Here is a 17,968-nt window from a genome sequence, read left to right as displayed (position 1 = left end):
GGCCTCGATTGCCGCAACCAGGGCGTCATAGTCTGCCAGGACCGCGTCCCAACGGCCCGGGTGGGTCAGGGTGGTTAGCGTGTAGCGGCGGACCTGCTGGTCCAGGCCGGTCAGGAGCCGCATCAGCGACGGGCTGTGGGCCGCGGACCAGATCAGGCCGTGGAACTCTCGGTTCGCCTCGGCCAGCGCCGGCCCGTCGGCCGGATCCAGCGCGCGCATGCTCTGGTACTTGGCCCRCAGCAGCCGGACGTCCAGGTCCGTCCGGTTCCGCGCCGCCTTGGCCGCCGCGGCTTCCTCGAGCACAATCCGGGATTCGTAAATGTCCACGATTTCCTCGGCCGTGTGCGTCCGGACCGCCAGGATCTTCCCGCGCCGCTCCAGAAGCCCGTCCTGCTCCAGCCGCTGCAGCGCCTCCCGGACCGGCGTGCGCGAGGCGCCGTACCGCTCCGTCAGCTTGACCTCGGTGAGGGTCTCCTCCGGGGACACCGCCGAACTCAGGATGTCCTCCCGCAGGCGGCTGTAGACCGACTTGTCCAACATGGCGCACGCTCCTCACCGGGACCCCGGACCGGCCGCACTGCGGCAACGTCAGAGGGTTCCCCTTGCCTATAGCAGTATACATTTGCATTCAATCGCGGTGCGGCTGACCGGACGGACTGCCGCCCCCGAACGCCCACCCCACATGAGGAGCGCAAATGGCAGCCGACGTCCTACCGGTCCACGGAAGCATGCTCGGCGCCTGGTGCTGGGGCGCGACCATCGCGGAACTGGCCGCCCTGGGCACCAAGGCAGCCGCCTTCGACCTCCCGGGACACGGCGACGACGGCACCCCGAGGGACACGGTGACCGTGGCCGACTACGTAGCCGCCGTCGTCGATCGGCTGGACGCCGCCCCGGAACCCGTGGTCCTCGCCGGGCACAGCATGGCCGGGTACCCGATCGCCGCCGCGGCCCTGCAGCCCCCGGACAAGGTCCGGCACCTTGTCTACTTCAGCGCCCAGGCCCGCAAACCCGGCCAGTCCTGGGCGGACACCCTGGACCCCGCCATCCGCGAGACCTACGAACGGGAAGCCGCGGAGCGCGGGGACGGCAGCTACGTGGTGCCCGCCGAGGTGGTTGCCTCGCGCTGGCTCTCCTCGCTGGTCCCGGGGGATCCCGAAGTCCAGGCGATCCGCTCCCGCCTCACCCCGCAGCCCGCCGGGCCGCTCTTCGAACCGTGGACCTTGCCCGCCGGCGCCCTGGACGGCATCTCCGTGACCTACATCTGGCCGGAAGACGACCGGCAGAACACCGAACGACGGATGCGGATGTCCCTCTCCAACCTGCCGCCCACCACCCGGCTAGTGACCATGAGCGGGGACCATTGCGCCATGCTGACCGACCCCGCTGGTACCGCCGCCGCCCTCCACGCCGTCGTCGCCGGGTAACGAAGCGCACGGAGGCGGGAGCCGAAAAGGACTTAGGCGATGGACCCGGCCCGCCGGCCGAACACCGCCCCGGCCGCGAGCCCGCTGCCGCCCGGGTAGTTGCCGCTGAAGAGCCCGCCGAGGGCCTCGCCGCAGGCCAGCAGGCCCGGGATGGGCGCGCCGCCCTGGTCCAGTACGCGTCCGTAAGTGTCCGTCTTCAGCCCGCCGAACGTAAACGTCACCCCGCAGGTGACGGGGAAGGCGTAGAAGGGGGCCGTCTCCAGCGCCAGCGCCCAATTGCTCTTGGGCGGCTCCACGGCGGCCGCGCGGCCGTCCTTGACGTTCGGGTCGAACGCCCGGCCGGTATCGATGCCGGCGTTGAACTCGGACACCGTGCGTTCCAGCCCCGCCGGGTCGATGCCCGCGCGCTCGGCCAGGGTGGCCAGGTCATCGGCTTCGATCACCGAGACGCCGGGCATCTCGTACTCCTCGGCGCGGAGCATGGGCCGGGTGGTGGCGTCGAAGAACTGGTACGCCACCGCGCCGGGCTGCTGCAGGATGTCCCGGCCGTAGCGGGCATAGGTGTAATTGCGGAAGTCCGCGCCCTCGTCCACGAAACGCTCGCCCGCCTGGTTCACCACGATGCCCAGCGGGTAGCCGCCGCGGGTCAGTTGGTTGGTCAGCTCAAAATTGCTTTCATTCTCGGCGAAGCAGGCATCCCAGGCGACGCTGTGGCAGGTGGACCAGTCGCCGCCCTGCGCCGCCCCCGCCTCGAGGGCGGCGAGGATCATCTCTCCCGTGTTGCCCGGGGTGCCGCGGACCTTCGCGTTTTGCCAGCCCTCGCCCAGGTAGCGGCGCCGCATCTCGGGATTGGCCTCGAAGCCCCCGGAGGCGAGGATGACGGAACCGGCGCGCACCTCACCCTCTACGCCGTCGCCGTCGCGGAACCGCGCGCCCACGACGCGCGAATCCTCTGCGATCAGGCCCGTCACGGCCTGGCCGTAGCGGACGCCGACGCCGGCGCGCTCGGCCGCCGCGGCGTGGTCCTCCATCAGGCCCTTGCCGCCGCCGACGTTGCCGACATGCAGGCCGCCCCAGAACAGGAACGAGCCGTCCGGCCGGCTGTAGGCCTGGCGTTCGTACATCAGCCGGTACTTCAGCCCCTGCCGCTGTAGCCAGCGCAGGGTTCGGTGGCTCTCTTCCACCAGCACCCGGGACAGCTCCGGATCGTTGCGTCCGCCGGAGACCTTCTCCAGGTCCGCAAGGTAGTCCTCCTGCGTGTAGGGCGGAACCTCCGTTTTCGCGTGGCGTTCGTCGGGTTCGACGACGTCGGCCAGGTCTTCCAGCCCGCCGTGTGGGATACGGGTGGCGCCCGCCGTGTAGTAGCTGTTGCCGCCGGCGCGGTCCTTCTTCGCCTTCTCCAGCAGCAGCACCGAGCGGCCGTTCTCGGCCGCGGCCAATGCTGCTGTGAAACCGGCGTTGCCGCCGCCTACCACCAGAACGTCGACGTTCTCAATCATTGTTTTAGCTCCTGTCTATGTATGGATACGAATGTATACAACAGAATGCAACGTGGCAAGAGGATCCCGCAACATGACGCCCGGGCGGCATTAGAGTGTGCCGAAACGCAGCAGGGAGCCCGACCGTATCCGGTCGGGCTCCCTGCCGATCCCGTCGCGCCGCCGCTATGGGCGCGCTGTGGTCAGTTGGTTTTTGCGATGAAGACGTCGCACGGTGCGTTGTGGGCGACCGTGTTGGCCACGCTGCCCAAAACCCTTCCCAGGCCCTGCATCCGGCGGTTTCCCACGACGATGACCTTGGCTTCGAGGCGTTCGGCCTCGCTGATGAGGACCTCGTGGGGCTTCCCGTGCGCGGCGGTGTACGTGGTGGAGACGCCCGATGCGCCGAGCAGCAATGCCACCCGCTGCGCCACCTTCGTCGCCTGCTCGGAGTCGGAGACGGTCCAGTCCTCGCCCGCGATTTCCACCACTTCGGTCTTGTCGCTCGCGTACGCGGTGACGACATTGAGGGTTGCGCCCATGGCCGAGGCCAGGTCCGCGGCGGTACGCGCGGCCCGCATGGCTGTTTCTGATCCGTCGACGCCGACGATGACGATGCCTGACACTGGTCGAACTCCTTTTTTTGGTCACTCATGGCGGTGCTCCCGGATGCCCCGCCGGCACCGGGTGACCTGCAGGGGTTTACGGCGCAGGGATCTCCTGTGCGTCGATGTACATTTCGATACGGATGTTCTTGGCAACTTCCAGGTGGGCACTGGCGATCTTGCCGGCCCGCTCTGCGTCGCGGTCGCGGATGGCGGCCACCAGTTCCTCGTGTTCCTTCAGCACCTGGTTCCAGCGGGACGGCGTGGCCAGGGTGGTGCCGGGGTAGCGGATGAAGTGGACCAGGATGCGGTCCAGCAGATCCAGGAGCGCCGCGCTGTGGCTCGCCGCCCAGATGCGCTCGTGGAAAGTGCGGTTCACGGCGGCCAGCTGGGCCGCGGTGGCCTCCTCGAACTTCAGGTCCACCATGCTCTGGTGGGCGCGTTCGATCAGCATCAGGTCCATGTCCGTGTGGCGCAGGGCAGCCGTCTTGGCGGCGGCCTCCTCAAGGAAGGAGCGCACCTCGTAAAGGTCCAGCATCTCCTCCGGCCGGTACTCCCGGACCTGCATGCGGGAGCCGATCCGTTCGACGAGGCCCTCGGTTTCCAGGCGGCGCAGGGCCTCCCGGATGGGAGTGCGAGACACGCTGTACTTCTTGGCGAGCGCGTTCTCCACCAGCTGGGCCTTCGGGGGGAACTCCTGGGCAATGATCGCGTTGCGAATCATCAGGTATGGACTCATGAGCGCCGGATTGCTCATCGCTGGACTCCTCCTTGTGGCAGCAGCTGCTGTGAACATCAGGCGGTCCTGATTGAACTCACCATACAGTCGATGACCATTTTAACACACGGTATACAGCTGGCTTTTTTCGTGAACACATTGCCGATGCCCCGGCGAGGCGCCCGTCACATTTCGGTAACGGGTGTGTGCCAACGCACATTTTTGTTGCTCGCTTCTTGCAAACGGTATACATTCGACCAAAAGCGAGGACAGTTTCTTAAAACTGTACCGAAAGTGCTTCAAAGATCGACCGGTACCAACGACGGTACGCAGGCACCATTGAGGAGACACCATGACCAGCCACACCGGCACGGTCCAACTGGGGGAATCGGACTCCCCACGAACGTCAGTCATTCAGGTCCCGGCCGCTCTGGTCCGCGGCGGGACGAGCAAGTGCTGGATCTTCCGCCAGAGCGACCTGCCGACGGATACCGCAGACATCGAACGCCTGCTAATCCGCACCTTCGGCTCCCCGGACCTCCGCCAGATCGACGGCGTCGGCGGCGCGTCCTCCACCACCAGCAAGGCGATCATCGTGGACGACCTCGGCTCGGCGGACGGCGTGGTGAACTACCGCTTTGCGCAGGTGGCCATCGATAAGCCCTCCGTGGAGTGGGACAGCAACTGCGGCAACTGCGCCACCGGCCTGGGCCTGTACGCGCTGCACGCCCGGCTCGTCCCCCCGGCCGACGGAGTCTCCCGCGTCACGATCGTCAACACGGTCACCGGGCTGAGCCTGGTCTGCGAGGTCCCCACCCCCGGCGGCGAGGTCCCCACCTACGGCTCGCGGCAGATCCCGGGCCAGTACTACCCGGGCGTCCCGGTGGACATCATCTTCGAGAGCAGCAGCTGGACCAGCTTCGAGACGGAGCTGCCCACCGGCAGCCCCGTCGACGAGGTCACCGTGCAGGGACGCACCTTCCACGCAACCCTGATCGACGCCGGGGCCCCTGCCGCGATTTTCGATCCTCGCGACTTCGGTTTCACCGGCCTGGAAAGCGCGGAGAACCTGGAGGAGCTGGTGGCCCTGGCTCCTGCGCTGCGGGCCGCGGCCGCAAAGACCATGGGAATCCCCAGCCACCTGACGTCCATTCCCAAGGTAGGCATCGTTGGTCCGCCGCCCGCCGGTGAAACCGGGGTCTCGGCGCGGATGATCTCCATGGGCGCCCTCCACCCGGCCATCGGCCTCACCAGCGCCGTCGCCATCGCCGCCGCCTCCGGGCGGCCTGGCTCCGTTGTCGCCAACGCCGCGGTGGCCAACGCTGAAAGCACCGATGACGACGGCGGGGACACCCTGGCGATCCACCTCCTCAACGGCGCCACCAGGACCGCCCTGGACGCAGCCGTTCCCAGCAAGGTCGCCTTCCAGCGGTCCGCCAGGGTCATCAGCGAAGGAACAGTGCTCGTCCCCGGCGACTGACCGGGCGGCAGGCTTCTAACCATTCACAAGGACGTGTCATGAAAATCAGCATCCAGAATTTGCAGCTTAAGTACGGCGATTTCGTCGCGATTGAGAACCTCAACCTAGACATCGGCGACGGCGAGGCCCTGGTTCTCCTGGGCCAGTCCGGCTGCGGCAAGACCAGCACCATGCGCTGCCTCGCCGGCCTGGAGGAGCCCAGCTCCGGCCGGATCATCATCGACGACGTCGTGGTGTTCGATTCGGAAAAGGGCATCAACCTGCCGCCGAACAAGCGCAACGTCGGCATGGTGTTCCAGTCTTACGCCGTCTGGCCGCACATGACGGTCTTCCAGAACGTCGCGTACTCCCTGAAGCTGCAGCGCCTCTCCAAGGCCGAAACCCAGGACCGGGTGATGGAGGTCCTCACCATGGTGGGCCTGGAGAAGTTCGCCGACCGCGGCGCCAGCCTACTCAGCGGCGGCCAGATGCAGCGCGTGGCCCTGGCCCGCAGCCTGGTGATGCGACCCAGTGTGCTGATGTTGGACGAGCCGCTGTCCAACCTGGATGCCCGGCTCCGTGACCGGCTCCGCGTGGAGCTCCGCGAAATCCAGCTGCGCCTGGGCCTGACCTGCGTCTACGTCACCCACGACCAGCATGAGGCTTTCGCCCTGGCGGACCGCATCGCGCTGCTGCAGGGCGGCAAGATCGTCCAGATCGGCGGCCCGCGGGAGATGTACGAGACCCCGGCGAGCGCTTCCATCGCGCACTTCCTGGGCGTCTCCAACGTGATGGACTGCGAGTCCGTGCCCGCTGCGGACGGATCGTCTTCCGCCAAGGTGGCGGGCCACGACGTCACCGTCCACTCCGCCCAGCGCGTCGCCCCGGCGTCACAGCAGCTGAAGGTCTGCATGCGCGCCGAAGACCTCCAGATCAGCTCGCGGCCGGCGACGGCGGCCAACGCCTGGAAGGGCAAGGTCATGGTGGCCGGCTTCCAGGGCAACGACGTCCGTTACGCCGTCGAGCTCGACGGCGGCCTGGAGCTGGACGCTCTCGGCACCATCAAGCGCGGCGAACAGCACCAGGTGGGTGACTCCGTGTGGGTCAGCATCGACCCGGCGCAGGTCCAGATCCTCCCGGCGGAGGTGCTGGTATGAGCCTGAAGACCCCGCTGGCGAATCCCGCCGTCGCCGGCAGCCCGGTCCCCACCGCATCCCGCGGGACCAAGTCCCTCGGGAACCTGCGCAAGAACACCCCCGCCATGATCATCATCGCGATCCTGGCCGTCCTGGTGCTCCTGCCGCTGGCCCTGGTGCTGCTCGCGGCGTTCTCCGACGCCGTTCCCCGGCCCGGCAACATCTCCCTGGGCGGTCTGACGCTGGACAACCTGATGCTCCTGGCCAGCCCCGAAGCCCTCGGGGCACTGGGCAACTCGCTCATGGTCGGTGCCGGTTCCGCCGTCGTGGCGCTGGTGATCGGCGCGTTCCTGGCCTTCGTCTGTGCCCGTACCGATGCGCCGCTGCGCAAGTTCATCTTCTTCATCGGGATGGCCCCGATGTTCATCCCCGCCCTGGTGGGTGCCCTGGCCTGGTCACTGCTGTCCTCCCCGAGCGCCGGGTACCTGAACATCCTGCTCCGCGACCTCGGCATCGACTTCATCATCAACATCTACAGCCTGCCCGGGCTGGTCTTCGTGCTCGGGATCTTCTACGCCCCGTACGCGTTCCTGCTGATGCACAGCTCGCTGTCCATGATGAACGCGGACCTCGAAGAGGCCGCCACGGTCCACGGCGCCACCCTGAAGACCATGCTGCGCACGGTCACGCTGCCGCTGGCGCTGCCCGCCGTGCTGGGCTCCGCCATCCTGGTCTTCGCCCTGACCATGGAGAACTTCCCGGTGGCCCAGGTGATCGGCAACCCGGCCGGCATCGACACCCTGCCCACCTACATCTACCGCCTGATGAGCGCGACGCCGGCCAAGAGCAATCAGGCCGCCAGCATCGCGATAGTCCTGACGGCCGCCCTGCTGATCATCACCGTGATCCAGCAACGCATCATCAACAAGCGCAAGTTCACCACCGTCACCGGCAAGGGCAACCGGCCCCGCCAGGTCCCGCTGCGGAAGCTGCGCTGGCCGTTCACCATCCTCGCCCTGGCGTACTTCGCCGTCGCCGTCGTCCTTCCGATGCTGGCGCTACTGGCGGCGTCCATGCAGGCCACCCCGTTCGTGGCCTCCATCTCCCAGCTCTTCGAGACCGGGGCGATGAGCTTCGCCAAGCTCGCGGACGTGCTGGGCTCGCACGACTTCCAGCTGGCCCTGCGCAACAGTGTGATGGTGGCCGTCCTGGCCGCGATCGCCGGCACCACGCTGAGTTTCATCGCCTCCTACGTCCGCTACCGGACCAAGTCGCGCCTCGGCCAGCTGATCGAACTGATCGCCATGACACCGCTGGCAGTTCCCGCGATCGTCATGGGCATCGGCCTGCTGTGGACCTGGCTGCTGCTGCCGGTCCCGGTCTACGGCACGCTCGCGATCCTGGCGATCGCCTGCGTGGCGGTCTTCCTGCCGCAGGGCTACCGGGGCATCTCGGCGTCAATGCTGCAAATGGACCAGGACCTGGAGGACAGCGCCGTGATGCTCGGCGCGCGGCGGGCCCAGGCGATCGTCTCCGTCACGCTGCCGCTGATGCGCGTGGGCATCACGTCCTCGTTCCTGCTGTTCCTGATGCTCTCCATGCGTGAACTCAGCGCCTCCATCTTCCTGTTCACCTCCAACACCCGGATCCTCTCGATCCTGGTGTTCGACAACTTCGACAACGGGCAGAGCCAGGCGGCCGCGGCCGTCAGCGTCCTGTACATCGTCGTGATCGCGGTGCTGGCGGTGATCGCCCAGAAGGTGGGCGCCGACCGCAAGCTCGTCAGCTCCAAGTAACGCTTCCCACACCAATCCATTTGAAAGGGTCTAAACAATGAAGTTAGCGTCCAAAATCCCCCTGCTCGGCCTCGGTGTCGTCCTCTCCCTGAGCATGGCCGCCTGCGGCGGCGCCGCCGCAGGCAACAGCGTTGTCACCGGTACGGCAGAGGTGAAGACCGACGACGGGCTGGTGATCAACGGGGAAAACATCGCGGACAAGGCCACCTATGACAAGGCCAAGACCCAGACCCTCAGCCTGTACTCCGGCTACACCGAGTCCTCCGAGAGCGCCCTGGTGGCCGCCTTCACCAAGGACACCGGCATCAAGGTCAACGTGGTGCGCCTGACGCCGAACAAGCTGGCCGAGCGCGTCCAGTCCGAGCAGGGCGCCGGCAAGCTGGGCGCCGACGTTATCCGCACCTCCGACTACCGGATCGCCAAGACCCTGGAGGACGCGAAAGTCTGGAAGGCCTACGACGTGCCGGGCGCCTCGCAGTTCAAGGACGTCTCGGTCGACGGCGGACAGTTCACCCGCATGTTCAACTCCGTCTACACGCTGGGCTATAACACCCAGCTGGTCAAGGAAGCGGATGCCCCGAAGTCCTGGGCCGACGCCGTCAGCGGCAAATGGCAAGGCAAGCTGGGTATCGTCCAGGGCGGCTCCGGAGGCAGCACCGCCTCCCTGAGCCGGTTCATGGAATCGAAGATGGGGGCCGACTACTTCGCGAAGTACGCCGCGCAGAAGCCCACCATCTATGACTCCCTGGGCGCGGAGGCGACCGCCCTGGCCCGCGGCGAGGTGGCGGTGGGAACCGTGACCATCAGCGGCACGAACATTTCCGCCGTGCAGGACAAGGCCCCGGTGAAGTTCATCGTCCCGGACGAAGGACTCGTGGCCTACGACTACTACCTGGGCATGGCAGGCTCCGCCACGAACTTTGAGGCGGCCAAGGTGTTCATGAACTACAACCTGTCCAAGCAGGGCCAGAAGGTTTTCGCACAGCTGGGCGAATACCCAGCCCGCACCGACGTTGAGCCGCCCACCATCATGGGCATCAAGCTGCCGGCCGCGGACTCCGGAAAGGTCTACCGCATGGCCAACACCGATGCGATCAGCTTCGGCAAAGACGACCTGACCAAGTGGAACAAGGTGTTCGGCTACAGCAAGTAACCCGCAGGCTGCCCGGGTCCTCAGAGGCCCGGGGCAACGAACCGCAGCGGGGCGGCGAATGATGGTCACCGGGATCATCGCCTATTCGCAACGTGCGCCGCCCCGCTGCACCAACCCGGTCCCTGGGCGTCCGGCCCAAGCCCCGTAACTAATCTCCATGAACTCCCAGCGCCGGATAAGCAGGTGCTGCAGGACACGTGGCTGTTCGGCGGGTGGACCGGCGTCCGGTGGGGGCCGTGATCCATGCTCATCATCCTTACACCGTGGACGCGGGGCCCATACCGGCGGCTGACCGCCCGCTCTCGAGGCCGTGCCGTCGGTCACCGAGAACGATCTTGGCGACGGCTGCTTCGGAGGCGGCCGAGAATGGCCCGAAGCGCCCTTCGACGGCCCACCGGGTTTCCTCTTCGATGAGATCGGTGTTGATCCCGGCGCCGGCCATGACACCCTCAGCGGCCGCGGTGATCACCTGAGCCATCAGATTGGACACATTGCCCGCCGCATACACGCCGCGGACGGCCGTCGCACCCATCGCGTCCGTCTCAATGAACCGACCTGCGCCCGACGGGTGCGGTTGGGAACTCAACCCGAGGGATTCCAGGAGCGCGGACCGAGCCTCCATCCGTGTTCCCACGGCGAGGGCCTGGACGTCGAACGACGAGCCCTCGCGCAGCGTAACCCCCGTGAGGACGCCGTCGGCAGCCTCAACAGAAGCCACGGCGCCGTCAACAACCCTGACGGACCGGGCGGCGAGCTTCTCCCGCTCCTCGTCGGCGGGTTCCACGGCATCGTTGAGGAAAAGAGTGATGTCCGGGGACCACTGCCGAAACAACAAGGCCTGATGAACGGACAGCGGGCCCGTGCCCAGCACGCCAATCCGTTGCCCGCGGATTTCCCAACCATGGCAGTAGGGGCAGTGCACCACGCCTTTTCCCCATTGTTCCCGCAGCCCGTCGACCGGAGGCAGTTCGTCCGTCAGGCCGGTGGTGACCAGGAGGCGCCGGCCGGAGAACCGGCGGCCATCTCCGAGAATCACGTCGAACCCGTCGGGGGTTCGCAGGGCCGAAACGGCTTCGCCGTCGATCACGGTGGCTCCGTAGGAGAGCACTTCGCTGCGTCCTGCGGCCAGGAGATCCCGGGGGTTCACGCCGTCCCTGGAAAGAAACCCGTGCACAGCGGCCGCGGGTGCGTTGCGCGGAGTGCCGGAATCGATGACCAACACCGAGCGCAGCGCCCGGCCCAGTGTCGTGGCCGCGCTGAGCCCGGCCGCGCCGCCGCCTACGATCACAACGTCATACCGTGTGGTGTCCATACTGACCTTGTCCTTCGTCGCGTCCTGAGAGTTCGCCGCCAGCGTCCCTTGGCGGTTAATCCAGCTTGTATCGCATGATCGATTTTTGACAAACAAGATTGCTGTTATGGCAAACTCGGAGACATGACAACTGATCTTGACGATGTCCTTGGGGCGGTCGGACCCCGGCTCCGGGCGCTCCGTACGGATCGGAACCTCACCCTCGGAGATGTGGCTTCCGCCTCCGGAGTATCGGTCAGCACTCTGTCGCGACTGGAATCCGGCCAGCGCAGGCCAAACCTCGAAATCCTGCTGCCGCTCGCGAGGCTGTACGGGGTTCCGCTCGATGACYTGGTCGGCGTGCCGCCCACCGGGGATCCGAGAATCCACCTGCAGCCCATCACCCATGCCGGAATGACGGCTCTTCCGCTCACGCGCCGCCCCGGCGGCCTGCAGGCCTTCAAGATGGTGCTCGACGGCGAGGCGCGCGGGGCGGAGCCCGACCCGCGCGTTCACGAAGGCTACGAATGGCTCTATATCCTCAACGGACGGCTACGTCTGGTGCTGGGCGAGAAGGACTTTGAACTCCGCCCTGGCGAAGCCGCGGAATTCGACACCCGCACCCCGCACTGGTTCGCCAGCGCTGACGGCAAGCCCGTCGAGTTCATCAGTCTCTTTGGACAGCAGGGCGAGCGGATGCACGTGCGGGCGCGGCCCAAGACCTCATAGCCGCAGAGGCCCGACGGGTGTGGCCCTTGAAAGGGCGCTGAAGCAAGGCCGCCCCCGAGGTGCCTAGGGCTCGACGAGCATCAGCATTGTTTCCGGACGGACGCCGTCGAATTTCATTGCCTCGGCTGCCTCCGGCGACTCCATAATTCGCTGGAACGTGTCCACATATACCGTCGAGGCTCCAGTCCGAGCCTGTCGCCGTCCGTGCCTTCCAAGATCCTGTCGTTACGTGTGCCCCGCCAGAGCGGGTTGAGATCCAGGCCGCTGGTATCTGCGGTGATCTCGATCTGGTCCAGGAGGTACCGGGCGGTGAGCTGCTCGGCCACGCAACTGGGACAGAAATCTGGGAAGAAAGGGTTGACACATGGAATCTAGAATCTAGACTCTAGGGAAGCGTCCAAAGGAGGCCGCTGCAGAGAGGATTTCGATGTCACTTGCACTTGCCGCGCTGTCACATGCTCCGTCGTTTGGAAACGTTGACCCGGGCGGGACGATTTTTGCGGAGATCAACGAAGCGATTGCCGACGTACGGTCCTTCGTCGAGGACTTCAACCCGGACGTCACCGTTATCTTCGGCCCCGATCACTTCAACGGCGTCTTGTACTCGATGATGCCTCCGTTCGCTATCGGTGCGCAGGCAGTCGGCGTGGGGGACTACGGGACGTCGGAAGGTCCGCTCCCGGTCGACTCGGAAGTGGCACGTGAACTGCACGCGCTGACCATCGCGCAGGGGATCGATATCGCCCGTTCGGAACGGTTGGAGGTCGATCACGGCGTGATGCAGCCGCTGGAGTTCCTCTTCGGTGCGGGATTCATCCGTCCGTTCGTGCCTGTTTTCGTAAATGCGCTTGGCAAACCCCTCACTCCCATGTCTCGTATTCGGATGATGGGTGAAGCCATAGGCCGGGCGGCCCAGCAGCTGGACAAGCGCGTGCTCCTGGTGGCCTCGGGCGGCTTGTCGCATAACCCCCCGATCCCGGTGTATGACGGTTCGCCTGAGCCGATTCAGCAACGCCTCGTTTCCTATGCGCCGTCGAAGGCGGACCGGGCGGCCCGCGAGGGCAAGATCATTGAGGGCATCCAGGCCATTGCCGATGGCCGCGCCTCGAGTGCACCGCTCAACACTGAATGGGACCAGAAGCTGCTCGAGGTCTTCCGTTCGGGATCCCTGACCGACGTCGACAGCTGGGATAACGAGGAGTTCATCGCCGAAGGCGGCAGCGCCGCCCACGAGATGCGGTCCTGGATTGCAGCCTTCAGTGCCCTGTCCACCGTGGGCGACTACAACATGGTGGTCGACCGGTACTGGCCCGTCCGGACCTGGGGCGCCGGGTTCGGCATCACAGCGGCCATCCCCAACGCATGAGCCAGAAGACGATGTGGGAGCAGATCGCGGATCTGCCCCACACCCTTGAATATGTGCAGGTGGGGGAGTGGAACACCCGCGTCCTGTCCGTCGGTGCGGGGGAGCAGACGCTGGTCCTGCTCAACGGCACCAGCGGCCACATCGAAGCGTGGACCCACAACATACGGGTTCTGGCCCAGACATACCGGGTCATCGGATACGACTATCCGGGGCACGGCTATTCAACGCTCGCCGACGCCGACCTGGAAATCCCGGACTACGAGGCACACCTGCTCGAGCTCCTCGACGTGCTCGGACTCGATCGGGTGCACCTCATCGGGGAGTCCCTGGGCGGCTGGATAGCGATCAAGTTCGCTGCGCACCACCCCGAGAGGCTGCGCAGCGTCGTCCTCAGCGCACCCGGCGGGCGAATGATCAGCAACAGTTCGATGGCGCGGGTGAGTCCCGTGAGCCGGAAGGCTGTCGAGGAGCCCACGTACGGAAACGTCTTGGCCCGACTCCAAGTGGTCATTCACGATCCTGACCAGATCACCGATGAGCTCGTCGAGGTCCGTCGGTCCATTTATGGGCGCCCCGGCTTCATCAAGTCAATGGAGCACATCATGGCGCTCCAGGTGCCGGATATCCGGGCGCGAAACCAGGTCACCGAGGAAGATTATGCGGCCATCCCCGTACCGGCATTGCTGGTGTGGACCGACCACGAGCCAACCGGTGGCGTAGCGACGGGCGAGTCTCTGGCCGCAGCAATTCCGGACGGTGAATTCGTGCTGATTCGCAACGCCGCCCACTGGCCGCAGTGGGAGGATCCCACCAGCTTCAACGACAAAACACTCGACTTCCTCCGCAGAAAGGCCTGACGCAGATGTCGGACATCATCACGGAGATCGCTGGAGATCTCTACAATGCGCGCACCCGGCGCACCCCTATCGAGTTCGTCCGCCACCGCCTGGCGGAGAACGACAAGGACGCGGCCTACCGCATTTCCGAGCTCGTGACGCAGCGGCGGGAAGCCGCAGAAGGCCGCTATCGCGTCGGCCGCAAGGTGGGCCTGACCAACCCGATCGTGCAGCAGCGCGCCGGGGTGGACGAGCCCGACTACGGAATCATCCTTGACAACATGACGTTTGAGTCGCCGGTTGAGCGGCCGGCGTCAGCGTACTTCCACCCGAAGATCGAAGCCGAGATTGCCTTCGTCCTGAAGTCCGACATCCTGGATTCGGACCTGGCCGCAGTCGAAGCCGCCATCGATTACGTCACGCCGGCCATGGAGCTGGTGGACAACCGCTACTTCAGCTACAAGATGGGCATCGTCGACACGATCGCAGACAACGCAGCCTGCGAGGGCATTGTCACCGGCCAGGTTCGTGTCCCCTATGGCGAAATCGACCTCAAGCAGGTCGAAATGGTCCTGTACCGGGGAGAGGAAGAACTGACGCGCGGCGTCGGCGCGAACGTCATGGGCGATCCCGTCAACGCGATCCAGTGGCTGGCCGAAACCTCCCTGCGGATCGGCAAGCCCCTCCGGGCGGGCGAGATCCTGCTCTCCGGGTCCATCGGGCTGATCATTGACTGGGATCCCAACGTGACGTACACCGCCCAGTATTCACACGGGCTGGGAAGCGTTGTTGCCTATCTGACGGAGGCCGTCGATGCGTGAGCTCACAGTCGAAACGCGCGTGGCCATCGAGCAGCTCATCTCGGAACTGTTGTGGAGGCTCGACCATGGAAAAGCTGACACCACGTGGGAGCTGTACACGCAAGACGCAGTCTCAACCGGACCACTCGGGAACATGGATGGCCAGGACGCAATCAAAGCCTGGGGCCAACGTCGCGCCAAGATTACGGGCGTCGTTGGACGACACATCATTGGTGGCATTCGGCTGGCGTGGGTGGGTGAAGAGCTCCACGGTTGGACGCAGTACATGACGTTCCGGGATTCGTCGGAGAACCCGTTGATGCCCGCCAGCGTAGGCGAATTCCGCGAGGTCTACCGGCAAGTCGACGGGGACTGGAAGATCGCACGGCGCGAGATCGCGCCCATCTTCGGTGGGCTGAATGCCGCCGCACATGCGAAGCGGCTCGCAGAAAGCACAGCCGAATGAAGTGGGACAGCCGCGGCGGGCAGTCGCCGGCCCTCTTGCACCAGGCGATTCCGTCCCTGTCGGTGACGGAGTGGGCTCTGGCTGCAGGCTACGACGGCGTCGTTGTTGACCTCCAGCATGGCGAGGTCGGATTGGAGGAGGCGTGCACAATGTTGCGCGCTGCGCCCCGGGATTCGGCGTACACCTATGCCAGGGTGGGGGGCCTGGATCCGGCCCCCATCCTGCGGCTGCTCGACAGCGGTGCACGCGGGATCATCGCCCCGACCATCGAGTCCGGGGAACAAGCGCGCATGCTCGTAGAAGCAACCAAGTATCCGGGGGTGGGGAACCGGAGCCTCGGCCCGAGCCGCCCCAACCTGTACCCGGGCCAGCCCTACACCGAGGCGGGAAACCGCGCGGTGTCCACGATCGCCCAGATCGAAACGGTTGCGGGCGTCGAACACGCGGAAAGTATCATCACCACTCCCGGGCTCGACTCGATCTATATCGGACCGGCGGATCTGGCAGTCTCCTACGGACTTCCGGGGAGGGGGGACTGGGAGGACGGTCCAGTGCGCGACGCCATCGTGCACTTGTCCAAGTTGACCAGGGCGCACGGCGTCACGCTTGGCATCTACTCGGGCTCAAGCGCCTACGCAGCTGACCTATTGGACCGGGAGCTCGTCGATTACCTTGGCCTCGGCATCGACCTTATCTTCCTGAGCCGCGCGGCCCAGGACTCCATCAAGACCCTGAGGGGTACAAAATGAGCGACCGCAAGGACGTTATTATCATCGGAGCGGGCCCGGTCGGATTGACGCTCGCCAACCTCCTTGGACAGTTCGGCGTGAGCACAGTGGTCTTGGAAGGCCGTGACGAACTCATCGACTACCCCCGCGCCGTGGGCATCGATGACGAGGCCCTGCGGACCATGCAGACCATCGGACTGGTGGACAAGGTGCTTCCGCACACCGTCCCGGATCAGAAGATCCGAATCGTCAACGGAGACCGCAAAATACTTGCGGAGATCAATCCCACAACCCGCGAGTTTGGCTGGCCCCGCAGAAATGGCTTTATCCAGCCCCTTGTCGATAAAGCACTCCTGGAAGGTCTCGCCCGCTACCCGCACGTCGAAGTGCGCTTCGGCAGCCAAGTGAGCGCCTTTGCCTCAGATTCCGACGGCGTGACGGCTACATTCCTCACTGCGTCGGGCGAAGGACAGGTGACCGGCAGCTACGTCGTCGGCTGCGACGGCGGGCGGTCCTTGACCAGGCAACACCTTGGGCTGGCATTCGAGGGCGAAACGCGGTCGACCCGCGGACTGGTCATCGACGTCGCCAATGACCCCATCGGCACCCCGCATGCGGTCTTTGGCGGCGATCCAAAGCGTGGGTACGCGACACTTAGCCTGCCGCATGGAATCCGCCGCTGGGAATTCACGCTATTCGAAGGTGAATCTGAAGAACTCGCCGAGGACGATGCGTTCGTCTTCTCCCTCCTTGCCGCGCACGTGCCCGATCCCGCTGGCTTGAACATCATCCGCCGTCGGGTTTACGCCCATCACGCCCGTGTGGCCGAGAAGTTCCGCGTAGGACGATTCCTGCTGGCCGGCGATGCTGCCCACGTCATGCCGGTGGTTGCTGGCCAGGGTTGGAACTCCGGCATCCGGGACGCGCTGAACCTGGGGTGGAAACTAGCTGCCGTGGTTCAGGGGAAGGCCAGCGCCAAGCTGCTCGATTCCTATGAAGGTGAGCGGCGTGAACACGTCAAGGCCATGGTGGCGTTGTCGTTGAATATGGCGAACCTCGTCACAGACCACAACAGGCTGCGCACGGCGGTGCGTGACATGGCAGCGGCAGTTGTAGACAAGCTGCCGAAGGCCCGTGCCCGGCTCAACAGCCAGGGCTACAAACCGATGCCCAAATACGACCACGGCATCGTGGTTCCGTCCGAGCTCCCCACGTGGAAGGCGTTGCCTGATCGGGCGGATGCCCCCCGCGCAGTGGGCACGTTGTTCCCGCAGCCCACGGTGCGGAATGAGGAGGGCTGTTCGGTCCTCTTGGACGACGCCACCGGCCAGGGATGGCGGGTCATCGTATGGAACAACGATCCACGGGCCTTCGTCGGCGACGCTGAGGCTGAGACGTTGGCAGGGCTCGGCGGAACCCTTGTGCACGCCGTGCCGGCCACGCAGTTGGCGTGGGCGAAGGCTGCGGCAGCGCCTGGGGTTCGAGTGGTTGGCGACGAAAGCGGACTCTTTAAGGCCTGGTTTGACGAGAGGCCCTTCTCCGCGATCGTTGTGCGACCCGACCACGTGGTGGCCGCCGAGTGCATCGCCCAGGAACTGAACGGTGTTCTAAAGAAAGTATTCAGCGTGGCCGACGTCACATTGGCCTTTCAAAACGCATAATAAGGTTACGAACGCATAATTCATTGACAAGCGCATAATCAATAAATACTGTTGCTGCAACTCGTCTGTACAGGCGGTAGGCGGGAAGGCCCGCGCAGCGTTCACTCAAGGGAGAGCGAATCTTATGAACATCAAGAAAACCCGTGCAGCGGCCGTTGGTGCCGTGGCTCTAGCACTGACACTTAGTGKTTGTGCGTCCGGATCTGTTGACGGAAGCGGCTCCACGGCGGCCGCCAGTGGCTCCGCCGGGCTCACCAAAGTCACCTACGGACTGTTTCCGTCCAGCACCGTTGCGGCACTACAAGTTGCCATCGACAAG

17 protein-coding genes and 1 pseudogene are annotated in these 17,968 nt (G+C 65.5%); 13 read left to right on the top strand and 5 right to left on the bottom strand.

The features are described from left to right. Positions 1 to 540: GntR family transcriptional regulator (locus AB4Y86_RS01545; protein WP_441399672.1), on the bottom strand; the 540-nt coding region annotated here is incomplete at its 3' end. A gap of 155 nt (positions 541 to 695) precedes the next feature. Between AB4Y86_RS01545 and AB4Y86_RS01540 the strand changes: the two genes are divergently transcribed. Then, positions 696 to 1,427: an alpha/beta fold hydrolase gene (locus AB4Y86_RS01540; RefSeq protein ID WP_441399671.1), complete on the top strand. Its 732-nt coding sequence runs from the start codon at positions 696 to 698 to the stop codon at positions 1,425 to 1,427. Positions 1,428 to 1,459: 32 nt separating this feature from the next. Here the strand turns inward: AB4Y86_RS01540 and tcuA are convergent, their stop codons facing one another. The 3 genes from tcuA to AB4Y86_RS01525 all read right to left on the bottom strand — a co-directional run bounded on the left by tcuA (position 1,460) and on the right by AB4Y86_RS01525 (position 4,267). Further along, complete coding sequence (gene tcuA, locus AB4Y86_RS01535; RefSeq protein ID WP_441399670.1) at positions 1,460 to 2,926, bottom strand: FAD-dependent tricarballylate dehydrogenase TcuA; 1,467 nt, start codon at positions 2,924 to 2,926, stop codon at positions 1,460 to 1,462. 182 nt (positions 2,927 to 3,108) lie between these two features. Beyond that, positions 3,109 to 3,531: a universal stress protein gene (locus AB4Y86_RS01530; protein ID WP_146336511.1), complete on the bottom strand. Its 423-nt coding sequence runs from the start codon at positions 3,529 to 3,531 to the stop codon at positions 3,109 to 3,111. Between the two features lie 76 nt (positions 3,532 to 3,607). Next, positions 3,608 to 4,267 (bottom strand): GntR family transcriptional regulator, encoded by a 660-nt coding sequence (locus tag AB4Y86_RS01525; RefSeq protein ID WP_441399669.1) that lies wholly within the window; start codon positions 4,265 to 4,267, stop codon positions 3,608 to 3,610. A gap of 313 nt (positions 4,268 to 4,580) precedes the next feature. On the opposite strand from AB4Y86_RS01525, the gene AB4Y86_RS01520 reads away from it, so the two are divergent. From AB4Y86_RS01520 to AB4Y86_RS01505, 4 genes are read left to right on the top strand one after another with little or no spacing between them, the layout of a single operon-like run. Further along, positions 4,581 to 5,708 (top strand): PrpF domain-containing protein, encoded by a 1,128-nt coding sequence (locus tag AB4Y86_RS01520; RefSeq protein ID WP_441399668.1) that lies wholly within the window; start codon positions 4,581 to 4,583, stop codon positions 5,706 to 5,708. A gap of 38 nt (positions 5,709 to 5,746) precedes the next feature. After that, entirely contained in the window at positions 5,747 to 6,844 is a 1,098-nt protein-coding gene (locus AB4Y86_RS01515) for an ABC transporter ATP-binding protein (RefSeq protein WP_441399667.1), read from the top strand. Beyond that, positions 6,841 to 8,619: an ABC transporter permease gene (locus AB4Y86_RS01510; protein ID WP_441399666.1), complete on the top strand. Its 1,779-nt coding sequence runs from the start codon at positions 6,841 to 6,843 to the stop codon at positions 8,617 to 8,619. The genes AB4Y86_RS01515 and AB4Y86_RS01510 overlap by 4 nt, the downstream gene beginning before the upstream one ends. Before the next feature lie 37 nt (positions 8,620 to 8,656). After that, positions 8,657 to 9,772 carry an ABC transporter substrate-binding protein gene (locus tag AB4Y86_RS01505; RefSeq protein ID WP_441399665.1) on the top strand — a complete coding sequence of 372 codons (1,116 nt, stop codon included), beginning with the start codon at positions 8,657 to 8,659 and terminating at the stop codon, positions 9,770 to 9,772. Between the two features lie 256 nt (positions 9,773 to 10,028). Here AB4Y86_RS01505 and AB4Y86_RS01500 read toward each other — a convergent pair whose 3' ends face one another. Next, positions 10,029 to 11,084, bottom strand: a complete 1,056-nt coding sequence (locus tag AB4Y86_RS01500; RefSeq protein ID WP_441399664.1) for an NAD(P)/FAD-dependent oxidoreductase — start codon at positions 11,082 to 11,084, stop codon at positions 10,029 to 10,031. Positions 11,085 to 11,207: 123 nt separating this feature from the next. Between AB4Y86_RS01500 and AB4Y86_RS01495 the strand changes: the two genes are divergently transcribed. The 8 genes and pseudogenes from AB4Y86_RS01495 to AB4Y86_RS01460 form a co-directional block, all read left to right on the top strand. Further along, positions 11,208 to 11,792, top strand: coding sequence for a helix-turn-helix domain-containing protein (locus tag AB4Y86_RS01495; protein WP_441399663.1), 585 nt, complete (start codon positions 11,208 to 11,210; stop codon positions 11,790 to 11,792). A gap of 427 nt (positions 11,793 to 12,219) precedes the next feature. After that, positions 12,220 to 13,158, top strand: a complete 939-nt coding sequence (locus AB4Y86_RS01490; protein ID WP_441399662.1) for a 3-carboxyethylcatechol 2,3-dioxygenase — start codon at positions 12,220 to 12,222, stop codon at positions 13,156 to 13,158. Continuing rightward, a complete protein-coding gene (locus AB4Y86_RS01485) occupies positions 13,155 to 14,015 on the top strand; it encodes an alpha/beta fold hydrolase (protein WP_441399661.1) in 861 nt (286 codons plus the stop codon). Before AB4Y86_RS01490 ends, AB4Y86_RS01485 begins: the two co-directional genes overlap by 4 nt. Before the next feature lie 5 nt (positions 14,016 to 14,020). After that, positions 14,021 to 14,815 carry a 2-keto-4-pentenoate hydratase gene (locus AB4Y86_RS01480; protein WP_441399660.1) on the top strand — a complete coding sequence of 265 codons (795 nt, stop codon included), beginning with the start codon at positions 14,021 to 14,023 and terminating at the stop codon, positions 14,813 to 14,815. Beyond that, entirely contained in the window at positions 14,808 to 15,260 is a 453-nt protein-coding gene (locus tag AB4Y86_RS01475; RefSeq protein WP_441399659.1) for a nuclear transport factor 2 family protein, read from the top strand. Before AB4Y86_RS01480 ends, AB4Y86_RS01475 begins: the two co-directional genes overlap by 8 nt. Continuing rightward, entirely contained in the window at positions 15,257 to 16,009 is a 753-nt protein-coding gene (locus AB4Y86_RS01470) for an HpcH/HpaI aldolase family protein (protein ID WP_441399658.1), read from the top strand. Before AB4Y86_RS01475 ends, AB4Y86_RS01470 begins: the two co-directional genes overlap by 4 nt. Further along, on the top strand, positions 16,006 to 17,649 hold the full coding sequence (locus tag AB4Y86_RS01465) for a bifunctional 3-(3-hydroxy-phenyl)propionate/3-hydroxycinnamic acid hydroxylase (protein ID WP_441399657.1): 1,644 nt from the start codon (positions 16,006 to 16,008) through the stop codon (positions 17,647 to 17,649). Before AB4Y86_RS01470 ends, AB4Y86_RS01465 begins: the two co-directional genes overlap by 4 nt. A 124-nt stretch (positions 17,650 to 17,773) precedes the next feature. Then, positions 17,774 to 17,968, top strand: a pseudogene (locus AB4Y86_RS01460) (hypothetical protein); the annotation flags it as partial.

The sequence above is a fragment of the Arthrobacter sp. 2YAF22_2 genome, from assembly GCF_052114645.1.
Taxonomy (GTDB): domain Bacteria; phylum Actinomycetota; class Actinomycetes; order Actinomycetales; family Micrococcaceae; genus Arthrobacter.
The sequence above is the reverse complement of the archived record's forward strand: the minus strand, read 5'-3'. Positions and strand labels throughout refer to the sequence as shown.

Bases quoted from the DNA above. Each gene is read 5' to 3' on its own strand.
- AB4Y86_RS01540 (WP_441399671.1), top strand. From the start codon at position 696: ATGGCAGCCGACGTCCTACCGGTCCACGGAAGCATGCTCGGCGCCTGG.
- tcuA (WP_441399670.1), bottom strand. From the start codon at position 2,926: ATGATTGAGAACGTCGACGTTCTGGTGGTAGGCGGCGGCAACGCCGGT.
- AB4Y86_RS01525 (WP_441399669.1), bottom strand. From the start codon at position 4,267: ATGAGCAATCCGGCGCTCATGAGTCCATACCTGATGATTCGCAACGCG.
- AB4Y86_RS01520 (WP_441399668.1), top strand. From the start codon at position 4,581: ATGACCAGCCACACCGGCACGGTCCAACTGGGGGAATCGGACTCCCCA.
- AB4Y86_RS01515 (WP_441399667.1), top strand. From the start codon at position 5,747: ATGAAAATCAGCATCCAGAATTTGCAGCTTAAGTACGGCGATTTCGTC.
- AB4Y86_RS01510 (WP_441399666.1), top strand. From the start codon at position 6,841: ATGAGCCTGAAGACCCCGCTGGCGAATCCCGCCGTCGCCGGCAGCCCG.
- AB4Y86_RS01505 (WP_441399665.1), top strand. From the start codon at position 8,657: ATGAAGTTAGCGTCCAAAATCCCCCTGCTCGGCCTCGGTGTCGTCCTC.
- AB4Y86_RS01500 (WP_441399664.1), bottom strand. From the start codon at position 11,084: ATGGACACCACACGGTATGACGTTGTGATCGTAGGCGGCGGCGCGGCC.
- AB4Y86_RS01490 (WP_441399662.1), top strand. From the start codon at position 12,220: ATGTCACTTGCACTTGCCGCGCTGTCACATGCTCCGTCGTTTGGAAAC.
- AB4Y86_RS01485 (WP_441399661.1), top strand. From the start codon at position 13,155: ATGAGCCAGAAGACGATGTGGGAGCAGATCGCGGATCTGCCCCACACC.
- AB4Y86_RS01480 (WP_441399660.1), top strand. From the start codon at position 14,021: ATGTCGGACATCATCACGGAGATCGCTGGAGATCTCTACAATGCGCGC.
- AB4Y86_RS01475 (WP_441399659.1), top strand. From the start codon at position 14,808: ATGCGTGAGCTCACAGTCGAAACGCGCGTGGCCATCGAGCAGCTCATC.
- AB4Y86_RS01470 (WP_441399658.1), top strand. From the start codon at position 15,257: ATGAAGTGGGACAGCCGCGGCGGGCAGTCGCCGGCCCTCTTGCACCAG.
- AB4Y86_RS01465 (WP_441399657.1), top strand. From the start codon at position 16,006: ATGAGCGACCGCAAGGACGTTATTATCATCGGAGCGGGCCCGGTCGGA.